Consider the following 24,744-nt stretch of genomic DNA (forward strand, 5'->3'; position numbering starts at 1 on the left):
GGCCTGAAACGTTCCGCATGATGATCCCCTGCCGCCGCGGCTTCCCTGATCTGCATCATGCCGGGCACACCATGCTGGGTGCATCACGGCGGGCCGCACCGGGATGCTTCGGTCCGGGCCGAAGCGCAGCGCCGCGGAATCGGGCAGGTTGCGGTCATGGAACAGCTCGCCACCCCCGCCCTCATCGGATTCGTCTTCCTGCTCGCCGGCGCCGTGAAGGGGCTGATCGGCCTCGGCCTGCCGACCATCGCCATCGGGCTTCTGGCGCTGGCGATGCCGCCGGCGGAGGCGGCGGCGCTGCTGGTGCTGCCCTCGCTCGCCACCAACATCCTGCAGGCCACCGGCCCGGCCTGGCGGGTGCTGCTGCGGCGGCTATGGCCGATGCTGCTGATGCTCGTGCCGGGCACCCTGGCGGGGATCGGGCTGCTGACCGGCGGCGGCGCGCTGGCGCTCGGCCTGCTCGGGCTGGCGCTGGCCGCCTATGGCGGCTGGGGGCTGCTGACGCCGCCCTTCCGGCTGCCGCCGCGGGCGGAGCGGATCAGCGCCGCGCCGATCGGCCTGCTGGGCGGGCTGGTGACCGGGGCGACCGGCGTCTTCGTCATGCCGGTGGTGCCCTGGCTCGGCGCGCTGGGACTGGCGCGGGATGCGCTGGTGCAGGCGCTCGGCATCGCCTTCCTGGCGGCGACCGTGGCGCTGGCGGTGGCGCTGGCCGTGCAGGGCAGCTTCACGCCGCTGGCCGCCGGTCAATCGCTGCTCGCCCTGCCGCCGGCGCTGGCCGGGCTGGCGCTGGGCAATTGGCTGCGCGGCCGCATTCCGCCCGCGCTGTTCCGGCGCATCTTCTTCGCCAGCCTGCTGGCGCTCGGCGCGCATCTGGCATGGCGCGGGCTTGCCTGAGGGGCCGGCTGGCCTCACAGATCGCGCCATGCCCGAGCCCGATTGCCGCCTGTACCTGATCACCCCCCCTGCCCTGCCGGACCTGCCAGGTTTCGCCGAGGATTTGGCCCGCGCGCTGGATGCCGGGGATGTCGCCGCGCTGCAGCTTCGCCTGAAGGGCGCGCCGGATGATGTGGTGCTGCGCGCCGCCGCGGCGCTGATCCCGGTGGCGCAGGCGCGTGGCGTGGTGGTGCTGATGAATGATCGCATGGATCTGGCGAAGAAAGCCGGCTGCGACGGCGTGCATCTCGGCCAGGGCGATGGCGACCCGGTTGCGGCCCGCAAGCTGCTGGGGGCGGAGGCGATGATCGGCGTGACCTGCCATGCCTCCCGCCACCTGGCGATGGAAGCGGGCGAGGCGGGCGCGGATTACGTCGCCTTCGGCGCCTTCTTCCCGACCGGCACCAAGGAAACCGTGCACCAGGCGGAGCCCGAGATCCTGGAATGGTGGTCCGAGATGTTCGAGATCCCCTGCGTCGCCATCGGCGGCATCACCGCCGCGAACTGCCCGCCGCTGGTGCAGGCCGGGGCGGATTTCCTGGCCGTGGTGGGCGCCGTGTGGAACCACCCGGAGGGACCGGCGGCCGGGGTGCGGGCGATGAATGCGGCGATTGCCTCGGCCTGAAGCACTGAAGGCAAGGCCGCTTTTGTCTTCACGCGCTTTTCGAATTGCCTTGCGAGGCCGCTGGGCCTGAAGACGACCGGAGTGGCCGCCAGATCGCACGGAAGGCGATCGCCGCGGCGAGGCCGGCGCCCAGGCCCATCAGGGCCACCGTCGGATTGCCGGGACCGCGCAGCATTTCCAGGCCGTCAAAGGCCAGCAGCCCACCCATCGCCCCGCCGGCGCCATAGATCCAGGCGGCATCGCGGCGCAGCAGCACCAGCAGCAGATGCGCCGGCACCCCCGCCACCAGGGTCAGCAGCAGCGCATAGGGGAACAGGAACAGCGAACTCAGCCAGGCCAGCAGGAACTGGGGCAGATCCGTTGGCTGCGGCAGGCGGGCGCCCTGCACCAGCTGCTCCACCGCCGCCTGCAGGAACAGCACCAGCAGCGGCGTCAGATTGGCGGCCAGCGCCGCCGCCGGCACGCCGAGCCAGAAGCGCCACGGCTCCGCCCCCAGGACACGGCGCAGAAATCGACGCAGCCTGGCCATGCCTCACCCCTTCCTCGGCATTCCGCCCCGGAACCAGATGCCGCCGACCGCGACCTGATGCCGGTGATCGCGCGGGAGTTCAAGCTGGGCGGAATGGCCGCCAGGGCGCCCGGCGTGGGAAATCCTCGCTTCGTGGCCCTGCCCTTCCCATCATACGGCGGGCCCCGCACAACATGCGCGGCCAGAAGAGCCGGGAAAGATGCCGATGGGCCTGGAATTCGAAACCTGCGACGTCTTCACCACCACCCGCCATGGCGGCAATCCGCTGGCCATCGTGCAGGGCGCCGCGGCGCTCGATGCGGATCTGATGCAGGCCATCGCGCGGGAATTCAACCTCAGCGAGACGGTGTTCATCCTGGCGGAGGATGCGGCGACGGCCAGCGCACGCATCCGCATCTTCACCACAGCGCGCGAACTGCCGTTCGCCGGCCACCCCAATGTCGGCACGGCCGTGATGCTGGCCCGCCGGATGGCGCTGGGCGGCGACCGGCTGACGCTGCACCAGCCGGCCGGGCCGGTCGATGCCCGGCTGACCCGTGATGCCGGCGGCCTGGTGACGGCGGCGGAGATCACCGCGCCGCAGCCCTTCGCCCTGCTCGGCCCGCTGGCCGCAGCCGGTCTCGCCGCCTGCGCCGGGCTGCCCGGGCTGGTGGGCGAGCCGGTCCTGGCCTCCTGCGGCACGCCCTTCGCCATCGCCGAGGTGGAAGACCCGGCGACGCTCGCCACAGCCGCGCCGGACGCCGCCGCCTTCCGCGAGTGGCTGCCGGCCACCCTGGCCGTGGGCCTGCTGCTCTACACCCGCCTGGGGCCGGACCTGCTGCGCGCGCGCATGTTCGCCCCGCTATCCGGCGTGGCGGAGGACCCGGCGACCGGCAGCGCCAATGTCGCCCTGGCCGGGCTGCTGCTGCACCGCCTGGGGGGCGAGAGCCTCGCGTTGAAGGTGGAGCAGGGCATCGAGATGGGCCGGCCGAGCCGCCTGGCGCTCGCGGCCAGCAGCACGCCGGATCGTGGCATCCGGGTCAGTGTCGGCGGCTCGGTGGTGCCGGTGAGCCAGGGTCGCCTCATCCTCTGACGGTCCGACCAAAGAAAAACGCGTTAGCCGACATGCAACAACTCCGAATCGTTTCGCGGCAGTCTTGGCGCCCATCACAAAGGGATTACGGTTGGATGCCGCGGCTGGATGCGGCCCGCGCAAAATTTTCAGAAACGCCCGAGACCGGCGCCGCATCCGCGCTGTGACCAGGAGACCTCCATGCTGCCCCGACACATCGCCGCGCTGCTGGCGCTGTCCGTCGTGCCGACGCTCGCGCTCGCGCAGGACTTCAACCGCCGGCCGTCCTTCGGCACGGTCAACCTCAGCGCCAATTTCGCGCCGGACCCGACCACGGTGAACGTCACCGCCGGCGGCACCCTGCCGGCGGAACGGCTGGGCGGGTCGCAATGCCTCGGCTCCATCGCCAATGCGCCGGATGTGCGGCTGAACTACCGCGCCGGCCAGGGCCTGCCGCTGTATCTCTCGGCCGCCTCGCGCGCCGATGTCACGCTGGTGGTGAACCTGCCGGACGGCACCTGGGCCTGCAACGACGACTTCCAGGGCACCGATCCGGGGCTGATCTTCCGCCGCCCGCAATCCGGCCAGTACGATATCTGGATCGGCCATTATGACCGCGGGTCCCGCGTGCCGGCGCAGCTCCGCATCTCGGAAGTGCCGCCGAACTGAGGCTGCGTTTCGCGGCATCCTCCCCACATGCCGGGCACTCAAGACGGAGGCCCGGCGGCTGCATGGATGAACTGACCTTCCACACCAGGCTGCACCAGCCCGGCAGCATCCTGGATGTGGGCGCGCATGACGGGCTGCTGACCCTGCCGCTGTCGCGCCTGCCCGGTGCGCGCATACTGGCCTTCGAGCCGCTGCCCAGCGCCTTCGCCCGGCTGGAAGCCGCGATCCGCGCCGAATACGGCAGCATCCCGCCGCATATCGGGCTGCACCCCGTGGCGCTCGGCGCCGAAGCCGGGCGGCTGACCCTGTCCGTGCCGGTACTGGAGGGGGTGGCGCAGGAACAATGGGCCTCCACCGCCAAGACCTATGCCGGCTTCGGCTCCGTCACCGTGCTGCGGCATGAGGTGGCGGTGACCACCATCGATGCGCTGGACCTGCCCGACCTCCGGCATGTGAAGCTGGATGCCGAGGGCTTCGAGGAGGAGGTGCTGCAAGGCGCCCGCGCCACCCTGGCCCGCTGCCGCCCGGTGCTGAGCCTGGAGGTGGAGGAACGCCACCGCCCCGGCAGCACGCGCGACGTGCCGGCGCTGCTGGCGGGCCTCGGCTACGAGACCTGGTTCGCGCTGCATGGCGAATGGCAGCCGCACGCCGCCTTCGACGCCGCGACGATGCAGGTGGCGTCGCCGGACCCGGCGGTCTTCGCCGCCAGCGATCCCTACGTCTTCACCTTCTTCGCCTGGCCGGCGGAACGCTCCGCCGCCATCCAGGCGGCGCTATCCTACGGCTGACGGCGCCGCCAGCAGCTTCGGCGGCGGCGCCAGGGCAGTGGCCGCCGCGCGCGGGATGGCGGGCAGCCACAGCACATCCTCGATCTCCGTCGCGCCGCTGGCCAGCATCGCCAGCCGGTCGAAGCCGAGCGCGATGCCGGAGGCCGGCGGCATGCCCGCCTCCAGCGCCGCCAGGAAATCCTCGTCCACGTCCCAGCCTTCCTCGCCCGTCTCGGCGCGGCGCTGGGCCACGTCGCGCTCGAAGCGGGCGCGCTGTTCCACCGGGTCGGTCAGCTCCTCGAAGGCATTGGCGAGTTCCAGCCCGGCGGCGAACAGCTCGAACCGCAGGGCGACGCGGCCATCGCGCGGGTCGCGCCGGGCCAGCGCCGCCTGCGGGGCGGGCCAGTGGGTGAGGAAGGTGGCGCGGCCGCGGCCGATGGCGGGTTCGATGTAGCGCATCACCAGGCGGAAGAAGCCGTCTTCCCAGCCATCGCTCTCCGGCACATGCAGCCCGGCGCGGGCGGCATTGGCGCGCAGCTTCGCGGCATCGCCCTCTCCGGTCGCGGCATCGATGGTGCCGAGGATGTCCATGCCGCGGCAGTGGCGGCTGAAGGCCTCGGCCATGGTCAGGCGTTCGAAGGGCAGCGCGAAATCGGCCGTAACCTCCCCCTGGCCGACCAGGCCTGGGCAGACGGAACGCAGCAGCAGCTCCGTCTCCTCCATCATCCCGGCCAGGTCCATGCCCGGCGCATACCATTCCAGCATGGTGAATTCGGGCGCGTGGTGCGGGCTGGCTTCCCCGTTCCGCCAGACGCGGGCGAGTTCGAAAACCTTCCCCGCGCCGCCCACCAGCAACCGCTTCAGCGCGAGTTCGGGCGAGGTCCGCAGCCACAGCGTGCTGTCCTGGCCGATGCCGAGATGCGGGCGGTATTCGGTGGCGAAGCCACGCAGATGCACCTCCATCCCCGGGGCGGGAACCAGGCAGGGCGTCTCCACCTCCATATAGCCGCGCGCGGCGAAGAAATGGCGGGTGGCGGCCGTCAGCGCCGCGCGCCGGCGCAGGAAGGGCAGCCGGGCGGCCAGCCCTTCTCGGGTCCAGGCGCGTCGCGGGGCGGTGGCGGCGATCGGAGCCTCGGGCATGGGCGCGTTCCCCCTTGTTGCGGCTGGGAGGTTGGGGTTTAGCAGGCCCAACCATGCCCCATCCCGCCGCCGCCCGAAACCTTTCCCGCACCCTGCGCGATACCGCTTCCCTGTCCGAGGCCGGGCTGCTGCCGCCTTCCGCCGACCTGGCGGGGCTGGAGGCGGTGCAGGCGCGCTATGCCATCGCGGTGACGCCGGCGATGGCCGCGCTGATCGACCCGGCCGACCCGCGCGACCCGATCGTGGCGCAATACATCCCCGACCCGGCGGAACTGGTCACCGCGCCGCATGAGATCGAGGATCCGACGGCGGATGCGCCCTTCACCCCGGTGCCCGGCGTGGTGCACCGCTACCCCGACCGCGCGCTGCTGAAGCCGCTGCTCGCCTGCCCCGTCTATTGCCGCTTCTGCTTCAGGCGGGAGGTGGTGGGGCCGGATGGCGGGCTGCTGACGACGGAACAGCTGGAAACCGCGATCGCTTGGTTCGAACGGACCCCGCAAGTGCGGGAGGTGATCCTGACCGGCGGCGACCCGCTGATGCTCAGCCCGCGCCGCCTGGCCTGGCTGCTGGAACGCCTGGCGGCCATTCCGCATATCGAGATTTTACGAATTCACTCGCGGGTTCCGGTGGCCGATCCGGCGCGGGTGAATGCGGCGCTGGCGGCGGCGCTGACGGTGGAGAAGCCGCTGTATCTGTGTGTCCACGCCAACCACGCGCGGGAATTTACGGCGGAGGCGATGGCCGCGCTGCGGCAGTTGACCGGGGCGGGGGTGGTGCTGCTCGGGCAGTCCGTGCTGCTGCGGGGGGTGAATGATAAGGCGGAGGCGCTGGAGGATCTGTTCCGGGCCATGCTGCGCGGGCGGGTGAAGCCGTATTACCTGCACCAGTTGGACCCGGCCCCGGGGACGGCGCGCTTCGAGGTGCCGCCGGAGGAAGGGCGGGCGCTGCTGGCGGCGCTGCGCTTCCGGGTGACGGGGCTGGCCTGGCCGACTTATGTGCAGGAACGGCCGAACGGCGGCGGGAAGGCGGTGGTGGGGCCGGTGTGGCGCGATTCCTGATTGCTGGACGTCGCGCCGAAGCCCATATGGTCATCTGAAATGACCACCCAGGCCCGCCCGATGCCCAAGCTCATCAGCGCCACCGAGTTCAAGGCCACCTGCCTCGACATCCTCGACCGCGTCGGCTCGGGCGAGTGGGACCGGGTGGAGGTGACCAAGCGCGGCCGGGTCGTCGCCGTGCTGGTCCCACCGACGCCCCCGGCCGCGGCCGTCGCCGGGCTGCACGGCTTCATGCGGGACAGCGTGGTGATCCCCGAGGGCCTCGACCTGACAGCCCCGATCGCCGACGAACACTTCGCCGCCGCCGAGGGCAAGCTGCACGGATGAGCCGGGACGGCGTGCTGCTGGACACCTGCGCGGTGATCTGGCTGGCCACCGGCGCGCCGATGGCCGCCCCCGCCCTGGCCGCGATCCAGCAGGCGGGCAATGGCGCGGGCATCTTCGTCTCGCCGGTTTCCGCCTGGGAGATCGGCTTGCTGGCGCGGCCGCGTCCCTCTCGCGCTGCCGCCATGACCTTCCTGCCGGACCCGAAGACCTGGTTCGCCCGGTTGATGGCCGCCCCTGGCCTGCGCGAAGCGCCGCTTTCAGCGGGCGCGGCGGTCGATGCCTCCTGGCTGCCCGGCGAGTTGCATGGCGACCCCGGCGACCGCCTGATCATCGCCACCGCCCGCGACCGTGGCCTGCCCCTGGTCACGCGCGACGGGCTGATTCTGGCCTATGGCCGGGCCGGGCACCTCGCCACCATCGCCTGCTGAAGGTTGCCCCTGGCCCTCCGCCGTTGTATCCGCGCCCCACATTCCCCACCGCTCATTCAGGACTACCCCACCATGGCGAAGATGCAGGCCAACCAGATGCGTGCCGGCATGGTCATCGAGTTCGAGGGCCAGCGCTACACCATCATCCGCCAGAACATCATGATCCCGGGCAAGGGCAACGCGATCATCCAGGTGGACATGCGGAACATCAAGACCGGCGCCAAGAAGGACCAGCGCTGGCGCACGGCGGATACGGTCGAGCGGCTGATGACCGAGGACAAGGAGTTCACCTTCTCCTACGCCGAGGGCGACATGATCGTCCTGATGGACCCGGAGAACTACGAGCAGACGCAGGTTCCGAAGGAAATCCTCGGCGACCGTTTGCCGTTTTTGGTCGAGAACATGACGGTCGGCGTGCGCCTGATCGAGGGTGAGCCCGTCGCCATGACGCTGCCGGAGCAGGTGACGCTGGAAGTGGTGGAAGCCGATCCGGTGGTGAAGGGCCAGACCGCCACCAGCAGCTACAAGCCCGCCATGCTGTCCAACGGCGTGAAGACCATGGTGCCGCCCTTCATCACGGTCGGCGAGAAGATCGTGGTGAAGACCGAAGACGGCAGCTACTACGAGCGTGCGAAGAGCTAAGCTCGGTCCTTCTTTTCCAGCGGGAAGCCCCCCTCACCCGCTTCGGCTAGGCGCTGCGCGCCAAGCCTGCGCTGCCCTCTCCCCCCGACGGGGGGAGAGGGTTGGGTGAGGGGGACCTCGCCAATATCTGCTCATTCAATCCGGAATCGCTCGCCCCATGGCCGTCTCCCCCCGCCTGTCCCCCGCCATGTCGGTCCTGCAGACCGCGATGCAGAAGGCTGCCCGCCGGCTGCTGCGGGATTTCGCGGATGTCGAATCCCTGCAGGTCACCGCCAAGGGCGCTGGCGATTTCGTCAGCCAGGCGGACCTCCGCGCCGAGCAGACGCTGCGCGAGGAACTGTCCCGCGGCCGCCCCGGCTGGGGCTTCCTGATGGAGGAATCCGGCACCTCCGGCAACGAGGATTGGGAATGGCGCTGGGTGGTGGACCCGCTGGACGGCACCACCAACTTCCTGCACGGCATCCCGCACTGGGCGATCTCGGTCGGCGTCGAAAAGCGCACCGGCGAGAACACCTCCGAACTCATGGCCGGCTGCATCTATAATCCGGCGGGGAACGAGATGTTCTGGGCCGAGAAGGGCATGGGCGCCTATCTGAACGACAAGCGCCTGCGCGTCTCCGCCCGCCGCGACATGGGCTCCGCCCTGTTCGCCACCGGCATTCCCTTCGCCAAGGTGCAGCGCAAGGCGGAATTCAGCGCCACGCTGGGGCGGCTGATGCCGCAGGTGGCCGGCGTGCGGCGCTTCGGCGCGGCGGCGCTCGACCTCGCCTGGGTCGCGGCCGGGCGGTATGACGGGTTCTGGGAACTCGGCCTGAACAAGTGGGACATCGCGGCCGGCCTGGTCATCGTGAAGGAGGCCGGCGGCTTCCTCTCCGACCCGGCCGGGGGCGAAACCCACTACGAGACCGGCGACGTGGTCTGCGGCAACCAGGCGCTGCACCCGAAGCTGCGGGAGGTGGTGGCCGATGGCATCGCCGCCGCGCAGGCGCACCGGGCCTCCATCACGGGCTGAACCTGGCGCGCCGCGGGAATACACCGGCGCAAGAAGACGCTGGCGCAAGAAGATATTGAAATCAGCCGGCAAACACCTACGGGGATGATTTGCACCGCCGGGGTATTGCTTTAGCCTCCGGCGCAGAATGATGCGCCGCGCCCTCATCCCCGTCCTGCTCGTTCTGCTCGCCGCCCCGGTGGCGGCGGAACAGGGGTTGTCCGTGCGGGCCGAGGGCGGCTGGCGGCTGGGCTTCGCGCCCGGCGAATCCGCGCTGGATGCCGCAACCCGCGATGCGCTGGCGGGCCTCGCCCCCGGCCTCGCCGCCAACCTCGCCGCCCTGGCGCGCGGCCGCATCACGGTGGAGGCGCAGGCCAGCAGCCCGGCCGACGATGCCTCCCTCGCCCGCCGCCTGTCGCTCACGCGTGCCGCGACGGTGCGGGATGTGCTGGTGGCGGCGGGGGTGCCGGCGACGCGCATCGATATCCGCGCGCTGGGCCGGCGCGATCCGCCGGTCGATATCGCGGAGATCCTTCCACCCGGCGTGCCGCGAGCCGATTCCGGCTCCGCCTCGCGGAATACGAGGTAGCGGCATGACCAGCCCGACCGTCTTCCTCTGGCGCATGCTCGCCTTCCTCGCCGCGGTGGTGGTGCTGGTCGGGCTGCTGGTGGGCGAGTTGACCACCGCCTTCGCGGCCAACCCGATGCTGAACGGCGTCATCGCACTGGTTCTGCTGCTGGGCATCGCCTGGAACATCCGCCAGGTGCTGGTGCTGACGCGGGAGGTCGAGTGGCTGGAGGCCTTCCGCAACCCCACCCCCGGCGCCCCCGCCCGCAAGCCGCCGCGCCTGCTGGCGGCGATGGCCAGCATGCTCGCCGGGCGGCGGTCGGAACGCCTGTCGCTGTCCGCCATGGCGATGCGCAGCGTGCTGGATGGCATCTCCTCCCGCCTCGATGAAAGCCGGGAACTGTCCCGCTACGCCACGGGCCTGCTGATCTTCCTTGGCCTGCTCGGCACCTTCTGGGGCCTGCTGATGACGATTGCCGCCGTGTCGGACGTGATCGGCGGCATGTCGGTCGGCTCGGGCGACATCAACGCGCTGTTCAACCAGTTGAAGCAGGGTCTGGCGCAGCCGCTGCGCGGCATGTCCATCGCCTTCTCCTCCTCCATGCTCGGCCTCGCCGGCGCGCTGGTGCTGGGCTTCCTCGACCTCACCGCCGGGCAGGCGCAGAACCGCTTCTACTCCGAGCTGGAAGACTGGCTGGCCGGCGCCACGCGGCTGTCCTCCGGCGCGCTGGGCAATGAAGGCGAGGGCTCGATGCCCGCCTATGTCCAGGCGCTGCTGGAGCAATCCGCCGAGAACATGGAGGAGCTGCAGCGCGCCATCGGCCGTGGCGAGGATGGCCGCGCGCAGTCGAACCAGGCGCTGATGACGCTGACGGAGCGGCTTTCCATCCTGGCGGACCAGATGCGCGCCAGCCAGGTGCTGATGACCCGCATGGCGGAAAGCCAGGCGCAGCTCGCCCCCACCCTGCAGCGCATGGCGGATGCCAATGCCCAGGGTGCGCTGGACGATGCCTCCCGCGGGCATATCCGCAACCAGGAGCTCTACCTCGCCCGCATCCTGGAGGAGATGACCCAGGGGCGGATGCAGGCCACCACGGAAATCCGCAACGAGATCAAGATCCTCGCCCGCACCATCGCGGCCCTGGCCGAAGAGCCGCCGCGGTGACGGCGCGGGCCGCCTAGCGACATGGCACTCGGCGGGCGGCGCAGGCGCGGCGGCGGCGGGCTGGATGCGTGGCCAGGCTATGTGGACGCGCTGTCCACGCTGCTCATGGTCATCATCTTCGTGCTGCTGGTCTTCGTGCTCGGCCAGGGGTTCCTGTCCGTCGCGCTGTCCTCGCGCGACCGGGCGCTGGACCGGCTGAACCGGCAGGTCGGTGAACTGTCCGAATTGCTGTCCCTGGAACGTGGCCAGGCGGAGGAATTGCGGCTCTCGCTCGACCGGCTGACCGATGACCTGCGCGCCGCCATCGTCGCCCGCGACACGGCGCTGGAGGGTCTGTCCGCGCTGCGCGAGGAACGCGACCGGCTGGTCGGCGAACGCGACGCGGCGCGTGGCGAACGCTCCCGCCTCTCCGCCCGCCTGGCGGACCTGGAAGTCTCGGCGCGGGACGGCACGGCCCGGATCGCGGAGCTGGAGGGCCGGCTGGCGGAGGCCCAGGCGCGCGTCGAGGCCGCCGGCGGCGACACCGCCCGCACCGTCCGCACCCTGACCGACGCGCAGCGCCTGCTGGCTGCCGAACGCGCGGCGCTGGAGGCGGTGCGGCGCGACCTGGCGACCTCGCGCGGCGAAGTGCAGGCGCTCGGCCGCGACCTGACGGCGGAACGCGACACGCTGGCGGCGACCGAGCGAAGCCTGCAGGAAACCCGCGCGGCGCGGGATGCGACGGCGCAGGAACTGGCGACGCGGCGGCAGGAAGCCGAGGCCCTGGCACGCGACCTCGCCGCCGCGCGCGGCACGCTGGAACAGGCGCGCGCCCAGGCCCAGGCGCTGTCCCGCGACCTCGCCGGCGAACGCGCCGCCCGGGGTGCCACGGAACGGGAGCTGGCCGAGGCCCGCGCCCTGTCGGCCGAGCAGCTCGAGGCCCGCCGGCAGGAGGCGGAGGCGCTGGCCCGCGACCTCGCCACCGCCCGCACCGCCCTCGACGTGGCGCGCCGTGACCTGGCCGAACTTGGCGAGGCGCGTGCGGCGACGGAACGCGAGCTGGCCGAGGTGCGCGCGCTGACCACGCAGCAGATCGAGGCGAGGCGGCAGGAAGCCGAGGCGCTGGCACGCGAGCTGGCCGCCGCCCGGCAGACCCTGCAGGCGGCCCAGGCCCAGGCGGCGGCGCTGACCCGCGACCTCGCCAGCGAACGCACAGCCCGCGCCACGACGGCGGAGGAACTGGCGGCGCGCCAGCGGGAAGCCGCGGCGCTGGCCGCCGAACTCGCCCAGGCGCGCCAGAGCCTGGAAGCGGCCCGCCGCGATGTGGCGGCCTTGCGGGAGGAAGCGGCGCGGCTCGACCAGACCGTCACGGCGGATCGCGCCACCATCGAGGCGCGGCTGTCCGACATCGCCCGGCTCAGCAGCCAGATCCGTGGGCTGGAGGCGCTGCGCGACCAGCTCGAGCGCCAGGCCGAACAGGCGCTGGCCCGCGCCGAGGATGAATCCCGCCAGCGTGCCACCGCCGAGGCGGCGCGGCAGGAGGCGCTGGAACTGCTCGGCCAGGCCACAGCCCGCGCCACCCAGGCCGAACAGGGCCGCGCCGCCGCCGCGCAGCTTGCCGCCGAGGCCGGCCGCCGTGCGGCGGAGGAGGAACGGCGCCGCGCGGCTGCGGAAGCGCAGGCCGGCGAATATGGCCGCCTGTCCGAAAGCGCCCGCGTGCAGGTGGCGGTGCTGACCCGGCAGTTGGAGGCGCTGCGCCGCGAACTCTCCCGCGTTGCCACCGCGCTGGATGCGGCGGAGGATTCAGGGCGCGACAAGGACGCGCAGATCGTCGCCCTCGGCCAGCGGCTGAACGTGGCGCTGGCGGCGCGGGTCGAGGAATTGCAGCGCTACCGCTCCGACTTCTTCGGCCGGCTGCGCCAGGTGCTGGGTGACCGGCCGGAGGTCCGCATCGTCGGCGACCGCTTCGTCTTCCAGTCGGAAGTGCTGTTCCCGGTCGGCTCGGCGGACCTGTCCCCTGCCGGGCAGCAGCAGATCCGCGACATCGGCGGCGTGCTGCTGGACCTCGCCCGGCAATTCCCGAGCGACCTCGGCTGGATCCTGCGCGTCGACGGCCATGCAGACCGCAGCCCGATCCGTGCCGGCGGCCGCTTCGCCAGCAACTGGGAATTGTCTGCGGCACGCGCCATCGCCGTGGCGCGGCTGCTGATCGATGCCGGGTTGCCCTCCAACCGCGTCGCCGCCGTCGCCTTCGGCGATACGCAGCCGCTGGATGACAGCGACGCCCCGGACGCCCTGGCGCGCAACCGGCGGATCGAGCTGCGGCTGGAGCCCGCGCCCACCGGCGCCGCCCCCGCCCGCCCGGCCGGCGAGCTGCGCCGCATCCTGGGCGAGGTGACGGAGGCGCAGGCCTGCGCCCGCCTCGCCGTGGTCGAGACGGGCGGCGCGCCGCGCATCACCGGCCTCGCCCGGCGCGGCACGGAGGCCAGCCTGCGTAGCGCGCTGCAGGCCCGCGGCGCCCCGCCGGCGGCAATGGAGGTGCGCGGCTTCAGCGGCCCCTATTGCGAGGTGATCGAGGCGCTGCGCCAGGTGCCGCCCGCCAGCGGCCCGGCCGCGCTGCGGCTGGACCTGGTCGGCCGCGGGCCGCTGGTGCAGGGCACGCCGCTGCGGCTGGATCTCGCCGCGCCCAGTTGGGGCGGGCAGGTCGAACTGTATTATCTCTCGGCCAGCGGCAATGCCTATCGGCTGCAACAGCTTCCGCCGCAGGCGCCGGGCGCCCGTATCCGGCTTGGCGAGCCGCGGCCGGGCTGGCCGGGCTGGGTGGCGGATGCGCCCTTTGGCATGGATGTGGTGGTGGCCATTGCCAGCGACGGGCCGCTGTTCGCGACGCCCAGGCCGGAGTCGGAAGCACTGCCGGATTTCGCTGCGGCGCTGGGCAGCGCCGTGGAAGCGGCGCGCCGCGAGGGACGGCGCGTGGCGGTGCAGATGCTGGCGGTGGAGACGGTGGCGCGATGACCCTGGCCGGCACCGTGCTGGGCATCGCCCGCTTCCCGGTGAAATCCATGGCCGGCGAATCGCTGCCGGAAGCGGAGCTGCGCTGGACCGGGCTGGCGGGGGACCGGCAATACGCCTTCGTGCAGCAGGGCCACCATGGCCGCTTCCCCTGGCTGACCGGGCGCGACCTGTCCGGGATGGTGCGCTACCGCCCGCGCTTCGTGACACCCGAGGACACACGCAACTCCGCCGTGCAGGTCGCGGCGCCGGATGGTGCGGATTTCGACCTGCGCGATCCGGCGCTGGCCGATCGGCTCTCGGCCGATTCCGGAAAGCCCTCCCAGCTGATCCAGATGGGCCGCGGCGTGTTCGATGCGATGCCGGTCTCCGTCATCACCACGGCCAGCCTCGCGATGCTCGACAGCCTGCATGGCGCGGCACTGGATGCGCGGCGCTTCCGCATCAACATTCTGGTGGACAGCGACGCGCCGGATACCGAATGGGCCGGGCGCATGCTGGAATTCGGCGGCGGCGCGCGGCTGCTGGTGGCGGACCCGGCACCGCGCTGCGCCATGGTCACCATCTGCCCGGATACGGCCCAGCGCGATGCCGGGGTGCTGCGCAGCGTGGCGCAGCATTTCGGCGGCAATCTCGGCATGTATGCCGCGGCCGCGCGGCTCGGCATGATCCGGGTCGGCGATCCGGTCCGGTTGCTCGCCTGATCCTTCCAGCTTCGGATTCAAGCCCATGACCATGCTGCATGTCGTCGATCACGCGCTGCTCGCCCATCGGCTGGCGGAACTGCGCGATGCCGCCACCCCCTCCCCCCGCTTCCGCAAGCTGCTGGCCGAGATCGGCGCGATCCTGACGCTGGAGGCGACCCGCGCCCTGCCCAGCCGTATCGCCCGCATCACCACCCCGCTGACCGAGATGGACCACCAGGTGCTGGCGGCGCCGGAGCCGGTTCTGGTCGCCGTGCTGCGCGCCGGCCTCGGGCTGATGGAGGGCGGCATGCAGGTGCTGCCGGAGGCACCGGTCGGCCATGTCGGCCTGGTGCGGGACGAGCACACGCTGAAGCCCAGCCAGTACATGCTGCGCATGCCGCCCGAGGTCCGCTCGCGCGGCGCCATCCTGTTCGACCCGATGCTGGCCACCGGCGGCAGCGCGGTGGCTGCGGTGCAGCGGGTGAAGGAGGCCGGCGCGCCGAGCATCCGCTTCGTCTGCGTGGTGGCGGCGCCCGAGGGCGTGGCGAAGCTTTCCGCCGCGCATCCGGATGTGCCGATCTACACGGCCTCGCTGGATGAGAAGCTGGACCATCGCGGCTTCATCGTGCCGGGGCTGGGCGATGCCGGGGACCGCTGCTTCGGGACGGTCGAATAGGCCTCAGATCAGCCGGGCCTCGAAAGGCGGCTTGAGGTCCGGTGAGTCGAATTCCACCACCCAAAGATCCGGGTCGCGCTTCACCTGTCGTTCGACATAGGCATCCGCCGTCGGCTGGTCCACCGGCACCAGGCCGGTGCCGCGCATCCAGGCCGGCCGGCCCTCGGCATCCCGCACCTGGGAAAGCACCACCATGGCATCCCGCGCCCGCAGCACGCACAGGATGCCGCCGCTATCCGGGTCACCCTTGCGGAGCACGGCGCCGGAGCGGCCGGCGATGTCGGACAGGCGCAGGGCCATGGAAACCCAGATGCCTGCTTTTACCTTCGGGTCCATTCGCCAATTCTCCGCGCATGCGCCCTGCCGCGCAACCCCGTCCCGGACCAGGGGAGGAAGCGGCCACCGGCACGCTTGCGAAGCGGCCGCCGCCGCGCCATTGACCCGGCGGACGGAGACAGGTCGCCATGGCGAAGACTGAGGAATTGACCGAGGCACAGCGCGCCTACGAGGCCAGGCGCGCGGCAAAGGCGGGGATGAGCCTGGACAAGTGGCTGGCCGAGAAGGCCCGCCGCAACCGCGCCGAGGAATCCGCGGCGAAGCTGGCCGAGGCCGCGAAGGCCAAGGAGCCGGAGAAGAAGGGCTGGTTCGGCCGGCTGATGGACCGCGCCCACAAGCCCATCAAGTAGCGGTCCCCGATAGCCTCAGAGCATCCGCAACAGCGTTCCGTCGCGCCGGATGGCGTGGTGGAAGATGGCGCCGCCGATATGCGCGGCCAGCAGGAACGGGAAGGCCCAGCCGATCAGGCTGTGCCCCCAATGCAGCACATTGGCCAGGCCGGGCGCCGCCTCCATGAATTTCGGCAGGTCGATGAAGCCGAGGAAGGCCGTCTGGCCCTGCAGCGGGAAGCCATAGGCATTGGTGGTCATGAAGCCGAGCAGCGGCTGGATGATCAGCGCCGCATACAGCGCATGATGCACCCCGGCGGCGGCCGCGCGCATCGCCCGCGGCAGGTGGTCCGGCAGCGCCGGCGGCCGGGCGATGCCGCGCCAGGCCAGCCGCGCCAGGGCCAGCCCCAGGATCAGCAGGCCGAGGCTTTCATGCAGCGCGTAGAACGGCATCTTCGCGTCATCCTTCATGAAGCGGATGACCAGGCCGGTGGCCAGCGCGGTGAACAGCAGCGGCACCGTCAGCCAGTGGAACCATTTTGCGAGCGCCGAATACTGGCCATCCGGATGCAGCGAATCCTGGCCCTTGATCGGCGGCTGCATCGGCGATCCGGTGGCCATCTCCATGTGCACGTATCCTTGGGTCCTGCCCCGGCACTATGGCATGGCGAGGTCCGGCCGATGAAAGCGAAACCGGCATGATTGCCGCCCATGCCGACTGGTCCATGGCGCCGGGCAAGCGCTGGATGGCGCTGGCGGAACGTCGCGGCGCCATCTGGCACGCGCAGGCGCCGCGCCTGGTCGGCGATACCGCCCAACTGCTGCCCGGGTTGCTGGCCGATGGAAGGCCGGTGGCGCTGGGGCTGGACCTGCCGCTCGGCGTGCCGCGGGACTGGGCGGCGGGGCGGGCGGAGGTGGATTTTCCGCAATTCCTCGCCGGGCTTGTGGCGCGGCCGGAATTCTTCCGCGTCGCCGCGACGCTGGCCGAGGTCTCCGCCGCGCAGCCCTTCTACCCGGCCCGCGGCATCAAGGGCATGACGCGCGCCAGCCATGCTGCCGCGCTCGGCCTGGCGGGGCCGGCCGGGCTGTCGCGGCTATGCGACCGGGCGACCGCGCTGCGGCCGGCAGGCGCGCCGGTGTTCTGGACGCTGGGCGCCAACCAATCCGGCAAGGCCGCCATCGCCGCCTGGCGGGACTGGATCGCGCCGGCCCTGGCCGCCGGCGCGCCGGTTTCGTTCTGGCCCTTCGCCGGCCCGCTGCACGGGCTGCTCGCACCCGGCCGGGTGGCGCTGGCCGAGGTCTATCCGGCCGAGGCGCTGCGCCAGCTCGGCCTGAAGCTGGCCGGCAGCAAGCGGATGCAGACGCCGCGCCGCGCCCTGGCCCCGGCCTTGCGCGCCGCCATGGAAAGGCTGCGCGTGGAACCCTCGGCGGCGCTCGCCGCGGAGCTGGAGAATGGCTTCGGCGCCGATGCGGCCGGGGAGGATCGGCTGGACTGCGTGCTCGGCCTGCTGGCGCTGGTCGCGGTGCTGGACGGCGCCCGGCCCGACCACATTCCGGATGATCCCTGGATCCGGCGGTGGGAGGGCTGGGTGCTTGGCCAGACGGACCTGCCCTATGGAATGTCCGGATAAAGCTTCGCCGCCCGCGCGACCTGCTTGACCAGCGCCACCAGCAATTCGAGTTGCGGCGCCGGCGTGCCGGTCAGTCGCGCCAGTTGCAGCGGCGCATCGAACAGCGCGTCGATCTCCATCGGCCGGCCGAGTTCCAGATCCTGCAGGATGGAGGGCTTGTGCGCCATGTTGGAGGCGGCCACGCGCGCCACATGCTGGTCGGTCAGCACCACGCCGAGCGCCGCGGCGATCGCCCTGCCCTCCTCCGCGCTGCGCCGTCCGGCCTCCCGCAGCAGCGGGTCGGCGAAGGTGTCCCGCACGCCGCGGCGCGCCAGCACACAGAGCGGCCCGTTGCCGAGATTGCCGAGCAGCTTGGCCCAGACCTCCTGCCTGATGTCGGGCGTCACCGGGGACGGCATGCCGCCGGCCTCCAGCGCGGCGGAGATCGCCCGCGCGCGGTCGGAGATGCGGCCATCCGGCTCGCCGAGGATGACGCGGATATTGCCGTGTTCGCTGTGCACCACGCCGGGCGAGACCACCTCGGCGGCGGAATACACCACGCCGCCGATGGTGCGCGGCAGGCCCACGGCGGATTCCAGCGCGCCGCCGGGATCGACCGCCGGCAGCCGCCTGTCGCGATGCGGGCCGTTCACGCCGAGGAAGTACCACCAGGGAATGCCGTTCATCACGAAGGCGACAGCGGTTTCCGGCCCGAGCAGCGGCGCGATGCCGGCCGCGACATCGGGCAGCGCCGGCGCCTTCACCGTGACGATCACCGCATCCTGCGGCCCCAGCTCGCGCGGATCGGCGCTGGCCTTGGGGCGGCTGTGATGCGTGCCGTCATGTGCCTGCACGGTCAGACCATTGGCCTGGATCGCCGCCAGATGCGCGCCGCGCGCCACCAGGGAAACCTCCGCCCCGCCGCGCGCCAGGCGGCCGGCGATGTGGCCGCCGATGGCACCGGCGCCATAGACACAGATCTTCATGCCAGCAGCTCCAGCGTCGCGCGCGTCAGGGCCTGCACGCCATTGCCGATGCAGGCCTCGTCCGGTTGATAGAAGGCATTGTGCAGCCGGTCGTCCCGCCCCGCCGCGCCACTGCCGATCCGCAGATGGAAGGATGGCGCCCGCGCGGCGAATTCGGAAAAATCCTCGGAGCCCATCGAGGCCTCGCCTTCATCGACCACGTCGCCGAACTGCGCGCGCACGGCGGCCAGCACCGGGGCCATGACGCGATCCTCATTCACCAGCGGCGGCACCATGCGCTGGTAGTCCAGCGTGCACTCCACGCGCATCGCGGTCTGCAGCCCCTCCGCCAGCCGGCGGATCGCCGCCTGCGCCGTGTCCCGCGCTGCCTCATGCAGCGTGCGGACGGTGCCCTTCAGGTGCACGCGCTCCGGAATGATGTTGTAGGTGGTGCCGCCATTGAAGGCGCCGATGGTAACCACCGCCGGATGCAGCGGCTTCACCTCGCGGCTCACCACGGTCTGCACCTGGCTGACGAAGGCGCTGGCGGCGACGATCGGATCGACCGCGGCATAGGGATGCGCGGCATGACCAGACTTGCCGCGGATCGACAGGTCGAAGCGGTCCGATGCGGCGAGGCAGGCGCCGCGCGCGAAGCCGAACCGACCGACCGGCAGGTCGGGCTGGTTGTGGAAACCGAGCGCGAGGTCGATTCCCTCCGCCGCGCCATCGGCGATCATCGCCGCCGCGCCCTGCAGCACTTCCTCCGCCGGCTGGAACACCAGCTTCACCCGGCCGGCCAGCATCGGCGCGAGATGCTTCAATAGCGAAGCAACTCCGAGCAGCGTCGCAGTGTGGATGTCATGCCCGCAGGCATGCATCTTCCCGTTGTGGCGGCTGGCGAATTCCAGCCCCGTCTCCTCATGGATCGGCAGCGCGTCCATGTCCGCGCGGATCGCCAGGGTCGGGCCCGGGCGGCCGCCCTCGATGGTGCCGATGACGCCGGTGCCGCCGATTCCGGTGACATGGGGAATGCCCAGCCGCGCGAGTTCGGCGGCGACGATACCCGCGGTGCGTGTCTCCTCGAAGGCGAGTTCGGGATGGGCGTGGATGTCGCGACGGATGGCCACCAGGGCAGCCGTGATGCCGTCTGCATCCTCGCGAATTCGCCGTTCGGGATCATTGATGCGCATTGGGGGCTGCTCCACGCAATTTCATGGCGGAATGGTAGGTGAAGAAGCGGTCATCACAAAGGGAGCGGCTTGCGAGGCTCGGAAGCACCGTGCATAGGCGTGCCAACATCACGGGAGAACATCCATGGCCGGAGAACTGACGCGACGCGCGCTTGCCGCCGGTGCCGCCCTGTTGGCGATGCCCCGGCTGGCCCGCGCCCAGGCCTGGCCCTCCGGCCCCGTCCGCATCGTGGTTCCCTTCGCGCCCGGCGGCAGCACGGACCTGACCGCCCGGTTGGTGGCGGATGGCCTGGCGCAGCGCATCGGCGTGCCGGTGGTGGTGGAGAACCGCCCCGGCGCCGGGGCGACCACCGGCAGCCAGGTGGTGGCGGATGCGGCGCCGGATGGGCAGACCCTGGTGATGAGCAATATCGCCAGCCACGCGATCAGCCCGGCGCTGTACGGCAACCTGCGCTACGACCCGGTGACCTCCTTCACCCATATCGCCATGGTGATCACCAACCCCTCCGTCTGGGTGGTCAATCCGCGCAGCGAGATCAACAACCTGGCGGATCTGGTGCAGGCGGCGAAGGCAAAGCCCGGCGGGCTGGACATGGCGTCTTCCGGCGCCGGGTCTTCCAACCACCTGATGCTGGTGCGCTTCTCCGAACTCGCGGGCATCGAGCATACCCACATCCCGTTCCGCGGCGCCGGCCCGGCGATGACGGCGGTGATCGCGGGCCAGGTGCCGATGATGTCGGACAGCCTGCCCTCTGCCGCCGGGCATATCCGCCAGGGCAGCGTGCGCGCCATCGCCATCAGCAGCGCGGAACGCCACCCGGCCTTCCCGGATGTCCCGACCTTCCGCGAGCAGGGCTTCGACCTGTCCAGCACATCCTGGTTTGCCCTGTCCGGCCCGGCCGGCATGCAGCCCGCTGTGGTGGAACGGCTGCACCGGGAGATCATGGCGGTGATCGCGACGCCGGCGAGCCAGCAGCGCTTCGCCGAGCTGGGCGGCACCGCGGGCAACATGACCCCGGCGGAGTTCACCGCTTTCGTGGCCGAGGAAGTGGCGCGCTGGGCCCCCGTGGTGCGGGCCTCGGGCGCCACCGTCGGTTAGCAGGACGGTTAATGAAGGTTCGGTAATTTATCTTGCGCATGTCCGGACATCATCTGTTGGCGTGATCGTTCGGGATGATTAGGGTTCGCCTCGAAAACGGCCGCCGGCGCCAGGCTGGCGGTCCGTCGCGTCAAGCGCCCAGCCAGTGCCGCATGCGGCTCCGGCGGGTGTTGCGGGGGCCGGCTACGGCACCGGGCGATGCGGGCCTTAGGAAGTGGCGGGGTGACCTTCGGTCGCCCCGCGGGTCGGAAATCAGGACTTGTCCCGCGGCGGGGCGGGCAACAACGAGGTGCGGATGAAGATCAACGCGAAAGACCTGGCGGCGGGGCTGGTACTTCTGGCCTTTGCCGTCGCCGGCTTGTATTTGAATTTGGATCATACGCTGGGCAATGCCCGCCGCATGGGCCCGGGCTACATGCCGATGCTGGCCTTCGGGCTGCTGTTTTTCCTCAGCATCACCATCATGGGCCTTGCGCTGTTCAGCGGGCCGGACAAGCTGGACCGCTGGGCGTGGCGGGAGATGTTCCTGATCCTCGCCGCCATCTGCGTCTTTGGCCTCATCCTCGAAAAGGCCGGGATGCTGCTGACCCTGACGGTGACCATCGCGATCTCGTCCCTGGCTGATCGAACCCACAAGCCCCTTGGCGTGCTGGGGCTGATCGCCTTCCTCGTCGCGCTTTGCTGGCTGGTGTTCATCTACTGGCTAGACATCCGCATCCCGGTCTGGCCGACCTACTTCGCCTACTGAGGGAAAACGATCCATGGAAACCCTTTTCGCGAACCTCGCCCTCGGGTTCAGCGTCGCGTTCAGCTTCGAGAACCTGACCTTCGCGCTGCTGGGCGCCTTCATCGGCACGGCGATCGGCGTGCTGCCGGGCATCGGCCCGGTGGCCACCATCTCGCTGCTGCTGCCGATCACCTTCGGCATGTCGCCGACCACCGCCATCATCATGCTGGCCGGCATCTATTACGGGTCCCAGTATGGCGGCTCGACCACGGCCATCCTGCTGAACCTGCCCGGTGAGGTCAGTTCGGTGGTCACCGTGATCGAGGGCTACAAGATGGCCCGCAACGGGCGCGCGGGAGCGGCGCTCGCCACCGCGGCGCTCGGCAGCTTCTTCGCCGGTTCCGTCGCCACGGTGGTGGTCGCGGCCTCCGGCCCGCTGCTCACCTCCGTCGCGCTGTCCTTCGGACCGGCCGACTACTTCTCCCTGATGTTCCTTGGCCTGATCATCTCCGCCGTGCTGGCGCAGGGCTCAATCGTCAAGGGCATCGGCATGGTGGTGCTGGGCGTCGGCCTAGGCCTGGTCGGCACGGACGTGCAGACCGGCCAGCAGCGCTTCACCTTCGGCGTGCCGGAGCTTTCGGATGGCGTCGGCTTCGTGGCGATCGCCATGGGCATGTTCGGCATCGCCGAGATCATCCTGAACCTCGAGCGCCCCGAATCGCGCAACGTGATGACCAACAAGGTCGGCAGCCTGTACCTGACGCGCGAGGAATTCCGCCGCGCCGTCCCGGCCGTGCTGCGCGGCACCGCGCTCGGCACCGTGCTCGGCATCCTGCCGGGCGGCGGCGCCTCGCTCTCCGCCTTCGGCTCCTACATGGTGGAGCGCAAGGTCTCGAAGTACCGGCACCTGTTCGGCACCGGCGCGATCGAGGGCGTGGCCGGCCCCGAGGCCGCCAACAATGCGGCGGCGCAGTCCAGCTTCATTCCGCTGCTGACGCTGGGCATCCCGGCCAACGCCGTGATGGCGCTGATGGTCGGCGCGCTGATCATTCAGGGCATCCAGCCGGGCCCGCGCATGGTGGAAGCCCAGCCGGACCTGTTCTGGGGCCTGATCTGCTCCATGTGGGTCGGCAACCTGATGCTGGTCATCATCAACCTGCCGATGATCGGCATGTGGGTGAAGTTGCTGGAAGTGCCGTATCGCCACCTGTACCCGGCGATCATGATCTTCTGCTCGATCGGCATCTATTCCATCAACAACAACGTCTTCGACGTCTACCTGATGGTCCTGTTCGGCATCTTCGGCTACCTCTGCTCCAAGCTGAAGCTGGAAGGCGCCCCGCTGCTGATCGGCTTCGTGCTTGGCCCGATGATGGAAGAACATCTGCGCCGCGCCATGCTGCTGTCCCGCGGCGACATCATGGTGTTCATCGAGCGTCCGATCTCCGCCTCGATGCTCGCCATCGCCGCCATCGCCCTGCTGGCGATGCTGCTGCCTGGCCTGCGCTCCGGCAAGGAAAAGGCGATGGCCGAAGGCGGCTGACGCCGCTGGGCGCCGAGGGCGGCTGACGCCTTTACCAACGCAGTCGAAGGAAGGGGCCGCTCCGCAAGGGGCGGCCCCTTTCGCTTGCGCGGTCCCGGACGCACCCTGCGGCGAACCCGCATGGAGTCGCACCGATGGACCTGCAACTGACCGGCAAGGTCGCCCTGGTTACCGGCGCCTCCGCCGGCCTCGGCCGCAGCATCGCCCGCCTGCTGGCCGAGGAAGGCTGCAAGCTGGCGCTGCTCGCCCGCCGGATGAACCGCCTCGAGGAATTCGCCGCCACCCTGCCCGCCTCCGCCGAACCTCTGCTTCTGGCCGAGGACGTGACCGACCCCGGCACCGCCGAGCGCACGCGGGACGCCCTGCTGGCCCGATTCGGCCGCTGCGACATCCTGGTCAACAACGCCGGCGGCAGCCGCCCGCAGGCGGATCTGGGGCCGGAGGAGGTCTGGCAGGAATCGATGGAGATCAACTTCCACGCCGGCCGCCGCATGGCCCACGCCATCATCCCGGCCATGCAGGCCAATAAATTCGGCCGCATCGTCAACATCACCGGCAGCGACGAGCCGCACATCATCAACGCCGCGAATGCGCCGAACGGCGCCGTCCATATCTGGGCCAAGGCGCTGTCCCGCCAGCTGGGCCGGGACGGCATCACGGTGAATTCGGTGCCACCCGGCCGTCTGCGTTCGGAACAGATCGACGCCCGAATCCTGCCGGATGAAGCCGCCCGCCAGGCCTGGGCGGAGAAGGAAGTGCCGGTCGGCTTCATCGGCGAGCCGGACGACCTCGGCGTGCTGGTGTGCTTCCTCTGCTCCCCGCGCGCCCGCTACATCACCGGGCAGGTGGTGCATGTGGATGGCGGCACGCACCGCTTCAGCCACTGACCCGCGCAGGCCGCGGGGCGGAGATTGCGCCAAGCGTGTAGCTTCGCCTCGGTTGCAGGATCACCCGCCATGTCCCACCCGCGCCCCACGCATCTGCGCCGCACCATCGCCCGCGCCAAGCACCGCCGGAGCAATGCCGCCGCCCCGCCCCGGCTGGCGGACCGGCTGGCCGATGCGGTGGCGGCGCGGGTCGGGTCCTGGCGCTTCATCCTGATCCAGTCCGCCCTGCTGGCGGCCTGGATCATCGCCAATGCCGTCGTCGGCCCCGGCGGCTGGGACCCCTACCCCTTCATCCTGCTCAACCTGGTCCTGTCCTTCCAGGCCGCCTACACCGCGCCGATCATCATGATGAGCCAGAACCGGCAATCCGACCTGGATCGCGAACGCTCCGTCGCCGACTACCAGGTGAACCTGCGGGCAGAGGCCGACATCACCCTGCTGCACGAGAAGATCGACCTGCTGCGGGAGAAGCAACTGGCCGAGATCACGGATATGCTGCGCCGCGCCCTGGACCGCATCGAGGTGCTGGAAGGCCGCCGGCCGGAAGGAGAACGCGGATGAGCCTGCTGCTGCGCGGATTGCTGGTCGCCGCCGGCGCCATCACCGCCCTGTTCGTGGCGCGGGATGCGCCGAATTTCGCGGTGGTGGAGGGCATGGTGGCGGTGCTGATCATCGCCGCCATCGTGCTGGCACTCGCCCTGACCCGGAAGAAGTGATTCCGCCGCGCAATGGGCCTGCCCCCCCGCGCAGCGGGCTTGCCAGCCATGCAGCGGGCTTGCCAGCGGACGGGCCCGGCCGGATAGGCTGAC

29 protein-coding genes are annotated in these 24,744 nt (G+C 71.0%); 23 read left to right on the plus strand and 6 right to left on the minus strand.

What is annotated here, in order from left to right; genetic code table 11:
* Nucleotides 1–156 precede the first annotated feature (156 nt).
* A complete protein-coding gene (locus HB662_RS13655) occupies nt 157–894 on the plus strand; it encodes a sulfite exporter TauE/SafE family protein (protein ID WP_168050369.1) in 738 nt (245 codons plus the stop codon).
* A 28-nt stretch (nt 895–922) separates the two neighbouring features.
* Nucleotides 923–1,558 carry a thiamine phosphate synthase gene (gene thiE / locus HB662_RS13660; protein ID WP_168050370.1) on the plus strand — a complete coding sequence of 212 codons (636 nt, stop codon included), beginning with the start codon at nt 923–925 and terminating at the stop codon, nt 1,556–1,558.
* Nucleotides 1,559–1,586: 28 nt separating this feature from the next.
* Here thiE and HB662_RS13665 read toward each other — a convergent pair whose 3' ends face one another.
* The gene (locus HB662_RS13665; protein WP_168050371.1) at nt 1,587–2,087 is read right to left on the minus strand and encodes a hypothetical protein; all 501 of its coding nucleotides are present in this window, start codon (nt 2,085–2,087) and stop codon (nt 1,587–1,589) included.
* A 205-nt stretch (nt 2,088–2,292) separates the two neighbouring features.
* On the opposite strand from HB662_RS13665, the gene HB662_RS13670 reads away from it, so the two are divergent.
* From HB662_RS13670 to HB662_RS13680, 3 genes are all read left to right on the plus strand, one after another.
* The gene (locus tag HB662_RS13670; protein WP_168050372.1) at nt 2,293–3,159 is read left to right on the plus strand and encodes a PhzF family phenazine biosynthesis protein; all 867 of its coding nucleotides are present in this window, start codon (nt 2,293–2,295) and stop codon (nt 3,157–3,159) included.
* Nucleotides 3,160–3,339: 180 nt separating this feature from the next.
* Entirely contained in the window at nt 3,340–3,807 is a 468-nt protein-coding gene (locus HB662_RS13675; RefSeq protein ID WP_168050373.1) for a peptidase S1, read from the plus strand.
* A 62-nt stretch (nt 3,808–3,869) separates the two neighbouring features.
* Nucleotides 3,870–4,595: an FkbM family methyltransferase gene (locus HB662_RS13680; RefSeq protein ID WP_168050374.1), complete on the plus strand. Its 726-nt coding sequence runs from the start codon at nt 3,870–3,872 to the stop codon at nt 4,593–4,595.
* Here the strand turns inward: HB662_RS13680 and epmA are convergent.
* Nucleotides 4,581–5,714: an EF-P lysine aminoacylase EpmA gene (epmA, locus tag HB662_RS13685; RefSeq protein WP_168050375.1), complete on the minus strand. Its 1,134-nt coding sequence runs from the start codon at nt 5,712–5,714 to the stop codon at nt 4,581–4,583. The two genes, HB662_RS13680 and epmA, sit on opposite strands and share 15 nt — an antisense overlap.
* Nucleotides 5,715–5,767: 53 nt before the next feature.
* Between epmA and HB662_RS13690 the strand changes: the two genes are divergently transcribed.
* The 10 genes from HB662_RS13690 to upp all read left to right on the plus strand — a co-directional run bounded on the left by HB662_RS13690 (nt 5,768) and on the right by upp (nt 15,246).
* Entirely contained in the window at nt 5,768–6,772 is a 1,005-nt protein-coding gene (locus HB662_RS13690) for a lysine-2,3-aminomutase-like protein (RefSeq protein WP_168050376.1), read from the plus strand.
* 60 nt (nt 6,773–6,832) lie between these two features.
* Nucleotides 6,833–7,099: a type II toxin-antitoxin system Phd/YefM family antitoxin gene (locus HB662_RS13695; RefSeq protein ID WP_209443284.1), complete on the plus strand. Its 267-nt coding sequence runs from the start codon at nt 6,833–6,835 to the stop codon at nt 7,097–7,099.
* Nucleotides 7,096–7,527, plus strand: a complete 432-nt coding sequence (locus HB662_RS13700; protein WP_168050378.1) for a type II toxin-antitoxin system VapC family toxin — start codon at nt 7,096–7,098, stop codon at nt 7,525–7,527. The genes HB662_RS13695 and HB662_RS13700 overlap by 4 nt, the downstream gene beginning before the upstream one ends.
* A 72-nt stretch (nt 7,528–7,599) precedes the next feature.
* Nucleotides 7,600–8,169: an elongation factor P gene (gene efp, locus HB662_RS13705; protein ID WP_168050379.1), complete on the plus strand. Its 570-nt coding sequence runs from the start codon at nt 7,600–7,602 to the stop codon at nt 8,167–8,169.
* 157 nt (nt 8,170–8,326) lie between these two features.
* Nucleotides 8,327–9,181: an inositol monophosphatase family protein gene (locus HB662_RS13710; protein ID WP_245185641.1), complete on the plus strand. Its 855-nt coding sequence runs from the start codon at nt 8,327–8,329 to the stop codon at nt 9,179–9,181.
* A 127-nt stretch (nt 9,182–9,308) separates the two neighbouring features.
* Nucleotides 9,309–9,749: an OmpA family protein gene (locus HB662_RS13715; RefSeq protein ID WP_168050380.1), complete on the plus strand. Its 441-nt coding sequence runs from the start codon at nt 9,309–9,311 to the stop codon at nt 9,747–9,749.
* A gap of 4 nt (nt 9,750–9,753) precedes the next feature.
* Nucleotides 9,754–10,893 (plus strand): flagellar motor protein MotA, encoded by a 1,140-nt coding sequence (locus HB662_RS13720; RefSeq protein WP_168050381.1) that lies wholly within the window; start codon nt 9,754–9,756, stop codon nt 10,891–10,893.
* Nucleotides 10,894–10,914: 21 nt separating this feature from the next.
* A complete protein-coding gene (locus tag HB662_RS13725) occupies nt 10,915–13,887 on the plus strand; it encodes a peptidoglycan -binding protein (RefSeq protein ID WP_168050382.1) in 2,973 nt (990 codons plus the stop codon).
* A complete protein-coding gene (locus HB662_RS13730) occupies nt 13,884–14,588 on the plus strand; it encodes an MOSC domain-containing protein (protein ID WP_168050383.1) in 705 nt (234 codons plus the stop codon). The genes HB662_RS13725 and HB662_RS13730 overlap by 4 nt, the downstream gene beginning before the upstream one ends.
* Nucleotides 14,589–14,613: 25 nt before the next feature.
* Nucleotides 14,614–15,246: a uracil phosphoribosyltransferase gene (gene upp, locus HB662_RS13735; RefSeq protein ID WP_168050384.1), complete on the plus strand. Its 633-nt coding sequence runs from the start codon at nt 14,614–14,616 to the stop codon at nt 15,244–15,246.
* Nucleotides 15,247–15,249: 3 nt separating this feature from the next.
* On the opposite strand, the gene HB662_RS13740 is transcribed toward upp, so the two are convergent.
* A complete protein-coding gene (locus HB662_RS13740) occupies nt 15,250–15,582 on the minus strand; it encodes a DUF1491 family protein (protein WP_168050385.1) in 333 nt (110 codons plus the stop codon).
* 128 nt (nt 15,583–15,710) lie between these two features.
* On the opposite strand from HB662_RS13740, the gene HB662_RS13745 reads away from it, so the two are divergent.
* Nucleotides 15,711–15,932, plus strand: coding sequence for a hypothetical protein (locus HB662_RS13745; RefSeq protein ID WP_168050386.1), 222 nt, complete (start codon nt 15,711–15,713; stop codon nt 15,930–15,932).
* Nucleotides 15,933–15,947: 15 nt separating this feature from the next.
* Here HB662_RS13745 and HB662_RS13750 read toward each other — a convergent pair whose 3' ends face one another.
* Nucleotides 15,948–16,538 carry a cytochrome b gene (locus HB662_RS13750; RefSeq protein ID WP_168050387.1) on the minus strand — a complete coding sequence of 197 codons (591 nt, stop codon included), beginning with the start codon at nt 16,536–16,538 and terminating at the stop codon, nt 15,948–15,950.
* Nucleotides 16,539–16,609: 71 nt separating this feature from the next.
* Between HB662_RS13750 and HB662_RS13755 the strand changes: the two genes are divergently transcribed.
* Nucleotides 16,610–17,542 (plus strand): hypothetical protein, encoded by a 933-nt coding sequence (locus HB662_RS13755; protein ID WP_171970248.1) that lies wholly within the window; start codon nt 16,610–16,612, stop codon nt 17,540–17,542.
* Here the strand turns inward: HB662_RS13755 and HB662_RS13760 are convergent.
* On the minus strand, nt 17,524–18,507 hold the full coding sequence (locus HB662_RS13760; RefSeq protein ID WP_168050389.1) for a ketopantoate reductase family protein: 984 nt from the start codon (nt 18,505–18,507) through the stop codon (nt 17,524–17,526). The two genes, HB662_RS13755 and HB662_RS13760, sit on opposite strands and share 19 nt — an antisense overlap.
* Nucleotides 18,504–19,679: a M20 metallopeptidase family protein gene (locus tag HB662_RS13765; protein ID WP_168050390.1), complete on the minus strand. Its 1,176-nt coding sequence runs from the start codon at nt 19,677–19,679 to the stop codon at nt 18,504–18,506. The genes HB662_RS13760 and HB662_RS13765 overlap by 4 nt, the downstream gene beginning before the upstream one ends.
* 124 nt (nt 19,680–19,803) lie before the next feature.
* Here HB662_RS13765 and HB662_RS13770 point away from each other — a divergent pair, with 124 nt between their 5' ends.
* The 6 genes from HB662_RS13770 to HB662_RS13795 all read left to right on the plus strand — a co-directional run bounded on the left by HB662_RS13770 (nt 19,804) and on the right by HB662_RS13795 (nt 24,651).
* Complete coding sequence (locus HB662_RS13770) at nt 19,804–20,778, plus strand: Bug family tripartite tricarboxylate transporter substrate binding protein (protein WP_168050391.1); 975 nt, start codon at nt 19,804–19,806, stop codon at nt 20,776–20,778.
* Between the two features lie 259 nt (nt 20,779–21,037).
* Nucleotides 21,038–21,526 carry a tripartite tricarboxylate transporter TctB family protein gene (locus HB662_RS13775; RefSeq protein ID WP_245185642.1) on the plus strand — a complete coding sequence of 163 codons (489 nt, stop codon included), beginning with the start codon at nt 21,038–21,040 and terminating at the stop codon, nt 21,524–21,526.
* 13 nt (nt 21,527–21,539) lie between these two features.
* Entirely contained in the window at nt 21,540–23,048 is a 1,509-nt protein-coding gene (locus tag HB662_RS13780; RefSeq protein WP_168050392.1) for a tripartite tricarboxylate transporter permease, read from the plus strand.
* 134 nt (nt 23,049–23,182) lie between these two features.
* Nucleotides 23,183–23,935 (plus strand): SDR family NAD(P)-dependent oxidoreductase, encoded by a 753-nt coding sequence (locus HB662_RS13785; RefSeq protein ID WP_168050393.1) that lies wholly within the window; start codon nt 23,183–23,185, stop codon nt 23,933–23,935.
* A 69-nt stretch (nt 23,936–24,004) separates the two neighbouring features.
* Complete coding sequence (locus HB662_RS13790) at nt 24,005–24,496, plus strand: DUF1003 domain-containing protein (protein ID WP_168050394.1); 492 nt, start codon at nt 24,005–24,007, stop codon at nt 24,494–24,496.
* A complete protein-coding gene (locus tag HB662_RS13795; RefSeq protein ID WP_168050395.1) occupies nt 24,493–24,651 on the plus strand; it encodes a hypothetical protein in 159 nt (52 codons plus the stop codon). Before HB662_RS13790 ends, HB662_RS13795 begins: the two co-directional genes overlap by 4 nt.
* Nucleotides 24,652–24,744 lie beyond the last annotated feature (93 nt).

The sequence above is a fragment of the Falsiroseomonas frigidaquae genome (assembly GCF_012163145.1).
In the GTDB taxonomy this organism is placed as follows: domain Bacteria; phylum Pseudomonadota; class Alphaproteobacteria; order Acetobacterales; family Acetobacteraceae; genus Falsiroseomonas; species Falsiroseomonas frigidaquae.

What these genes read in the sequence shown, in the direction of transcription:
- HB662_RS13655 (WP_168050369.1), top strand. Translation starts at nt 157, where the DNA reads ATGGAACAGCTCGCCACCCCCGCCCTCATCGGATTCGTCTTCCTGCTC.
- thiE (WP_168050370.1), top strand. Translation starts at nt 923, where the DNA reads ATGCCCGAGCCCGATTGCCGCCTGTACCTGATCACCCCCCCTGCCCTG.
- HB662_RS13665 (WP_168050371.1), bottom strand. Translation starts at nt 2,087, where the DNA reads ATGGCCAGGCTGCGTCGATTTCTGCGCCGTGTCCTGGGGGCGGAGCCG.
- HB662_RS13670 (WP_168050372.1), top strand. Translation starts at nt 2,293, where the DNA reads ATGGGCCTGGAATTCGAAACCTGCGACGTCTTCACCACCACCCGCCAT.
- HB662_RS13675 (WP_168050373.1), top strand. Translation starts at nt 3,340, where the DNA reads ATGCTGCCCCGACACATCGCCGCGCTGCTGGCGCTGTCCGTCGTGCCG.
- HB662_RS13680 (WP_168050374.1), top strand. Translation starts at nt 3,870, where the DNA reads ATGGATGAACTGACCTTCCACACCAGGCTGCACCAGCCCGGCAGCATC.
- epmA (WP_168050375.1), bottom strand. Translation starts at nt 5,714, where the DNA reads ATGCCCGAGGCTCCGATCGCCGCCACCGCCCCGCGACGCGCCTGGACC.
- HB662_RS13690 (WP_168050376.1), top strand. Translation starts at nt 5,768, where the DNA reads ATGCCCCATCCCGCCGCCGCCCGAAACCTTTCCCGCACCCTGCGCGAT.
- HB662_RS13695 (WP_209443284.1), top strand. Translation starts at nt 6,833, where the DNA reads ATGCCCAAGCTCATCAGCGCCACCGAGTTCAAGGCCACCTGCCTCGAC.
- HB662_RS13700 (WP_168050378.1), top strand. Translation starts at nt 7,096, where the DNA reads ATGAGCCGGGACGGCGTGCTGCTGGACACCTGCGCGGTGATCTGGCTG.
- efp (WP_168050379.1), top strand. Translation starts at nt 7,600, where the DNA reads ATGGCGAAGATGCAGGCCAACCAGATGCGTGCCGGCATGGTCATCGAG.
- HB662_RS13710 (WP_245185641.1), top strand. Translation starts at nt 8,327, where the DNA reads ATGGCCGTCTCCCCCCGCCTGTCCCCCGCCATGTCGGTCCTGCAGACC.
- HB662_RS13715 (WP_168050380.1), top strand. Translation starts at nt 9,309, where the DNA reads ATGATGCGCCGCGCCCTCATCCCCGTCCTGCTCGTTCTGCTCGCCGCC.
- HB662_RS13720 (WP_168050381.1), top strand. Translation starts at nt 9,754, where the DNA reads ATGACCAGCCCGACCGTCTTCCTCTGGCGCATGCTCGCCTTCCTCGCC.
- HB662_RS13725 (WP_168050382.1), top strand. Translation starts at nt 10,915, where the DNA reads ATGGCACTCGGCGGGCGGCGCAGGCGCGGCGGCGGCGGGCTGGATGCG.
- HB662_RS13730 (WP_168050383.1), top strand. Translation starts at nt 13,884, where the DNA reads ATGACCCTGGCCGGCACCGTGCTGGGCATCGCCCGCTTCCCGGTGAAA.
- upp (WP_168050384.1), top strand. Translation starts at nt 14,614, where the DNA reads ATGACCATGCTGCATGTCGTCGATCACGCGCTGCTCGCCCATCGGCTG.
- HB662_RS13740 (WP_168050385.1), bottom strand. Translation starts at nt 15,582, where the DNA reads ATGGACCCGAAGGTAAAAGCAGGCATCTGGGTTTCCATGGCCCTGCGC.
- HB662_RS13745 (WP_168050386.1), top strand. Translation starts at nt 15,711, where the DNA reads ATGGCGAAGACTGAGGAATTGACCGAGGCACAGCGCGCCTACGAGGCC.
- HB662_RS13750 (WP_168050387.1), bottom strand. Translation starts at nt 16,538, where the DNA reads ATGGAGATGGCCACCGGATCGCCGATGCAGCCGCCGATCAAGGGCCAG.
- HB662_RS13755 (WP_171970248.1), top strand. Translation starts at nt 16,610, where the DNA reads ATGATTGCCGCCCATGCCGACTGGTCCATGGCGCCGGGCAAGCGCTGG.
- HB662_RS13760 (WP_168050389.1), bottom strand. Translation starts at nt 18,507, where the DNA reads ATGAAGATCTGTGTCTATGGCGCCGGTGCCATCGGCGGCCACATCGCC.
- HB662_RS13765 (WP_168050390.1), bottom strand. Translation starts at nt 19,679, where the DNA reads ATGCGCATCAATGATCCCGAACGGCGAATTCGCGAGGATGCAGACGGC.
- HB662_RS13770 (WP_168050391.1), top strand. Translation starts at nt 19,804, where the DNA reads ATGGCCGGAGAACTGACGCGACGCGCGCTTGCCGCCGGTGCCGCCCTG.
- HB662_RS13780 (WP_168050392.1), top strand. Translation starts at nt 21,540, where the DNA reads ATGGAAACCCTTTTCGCGAACCTCGCCCTCGGGTTCAGCGTCGCGTTC.
- HB662_RS13785 (WP_168050393.1), top strand. Translation starts at nt 23,183, where the DNA reads ATGGACCTGCAACTGACCGGCAAGGTCGCCCTGGTTACCGGCGCCTCC.
- HB662_RS13790 (WP_168050394.1), top strand. Translation starts at nt 24,005, where the DNA reads ATGTCCCACCCGCGCCCCACGCATCTGCGCCGCACCATCGCCCGCGCC.
- HB662_RS13795 (WP_168050395.1), top strand. Translation starts at nt 24,493, where the DNA reads ATGAGCCTGCTGCTGCGCGGATTGCTGGTCGCCGCCGGCGCCATCACC.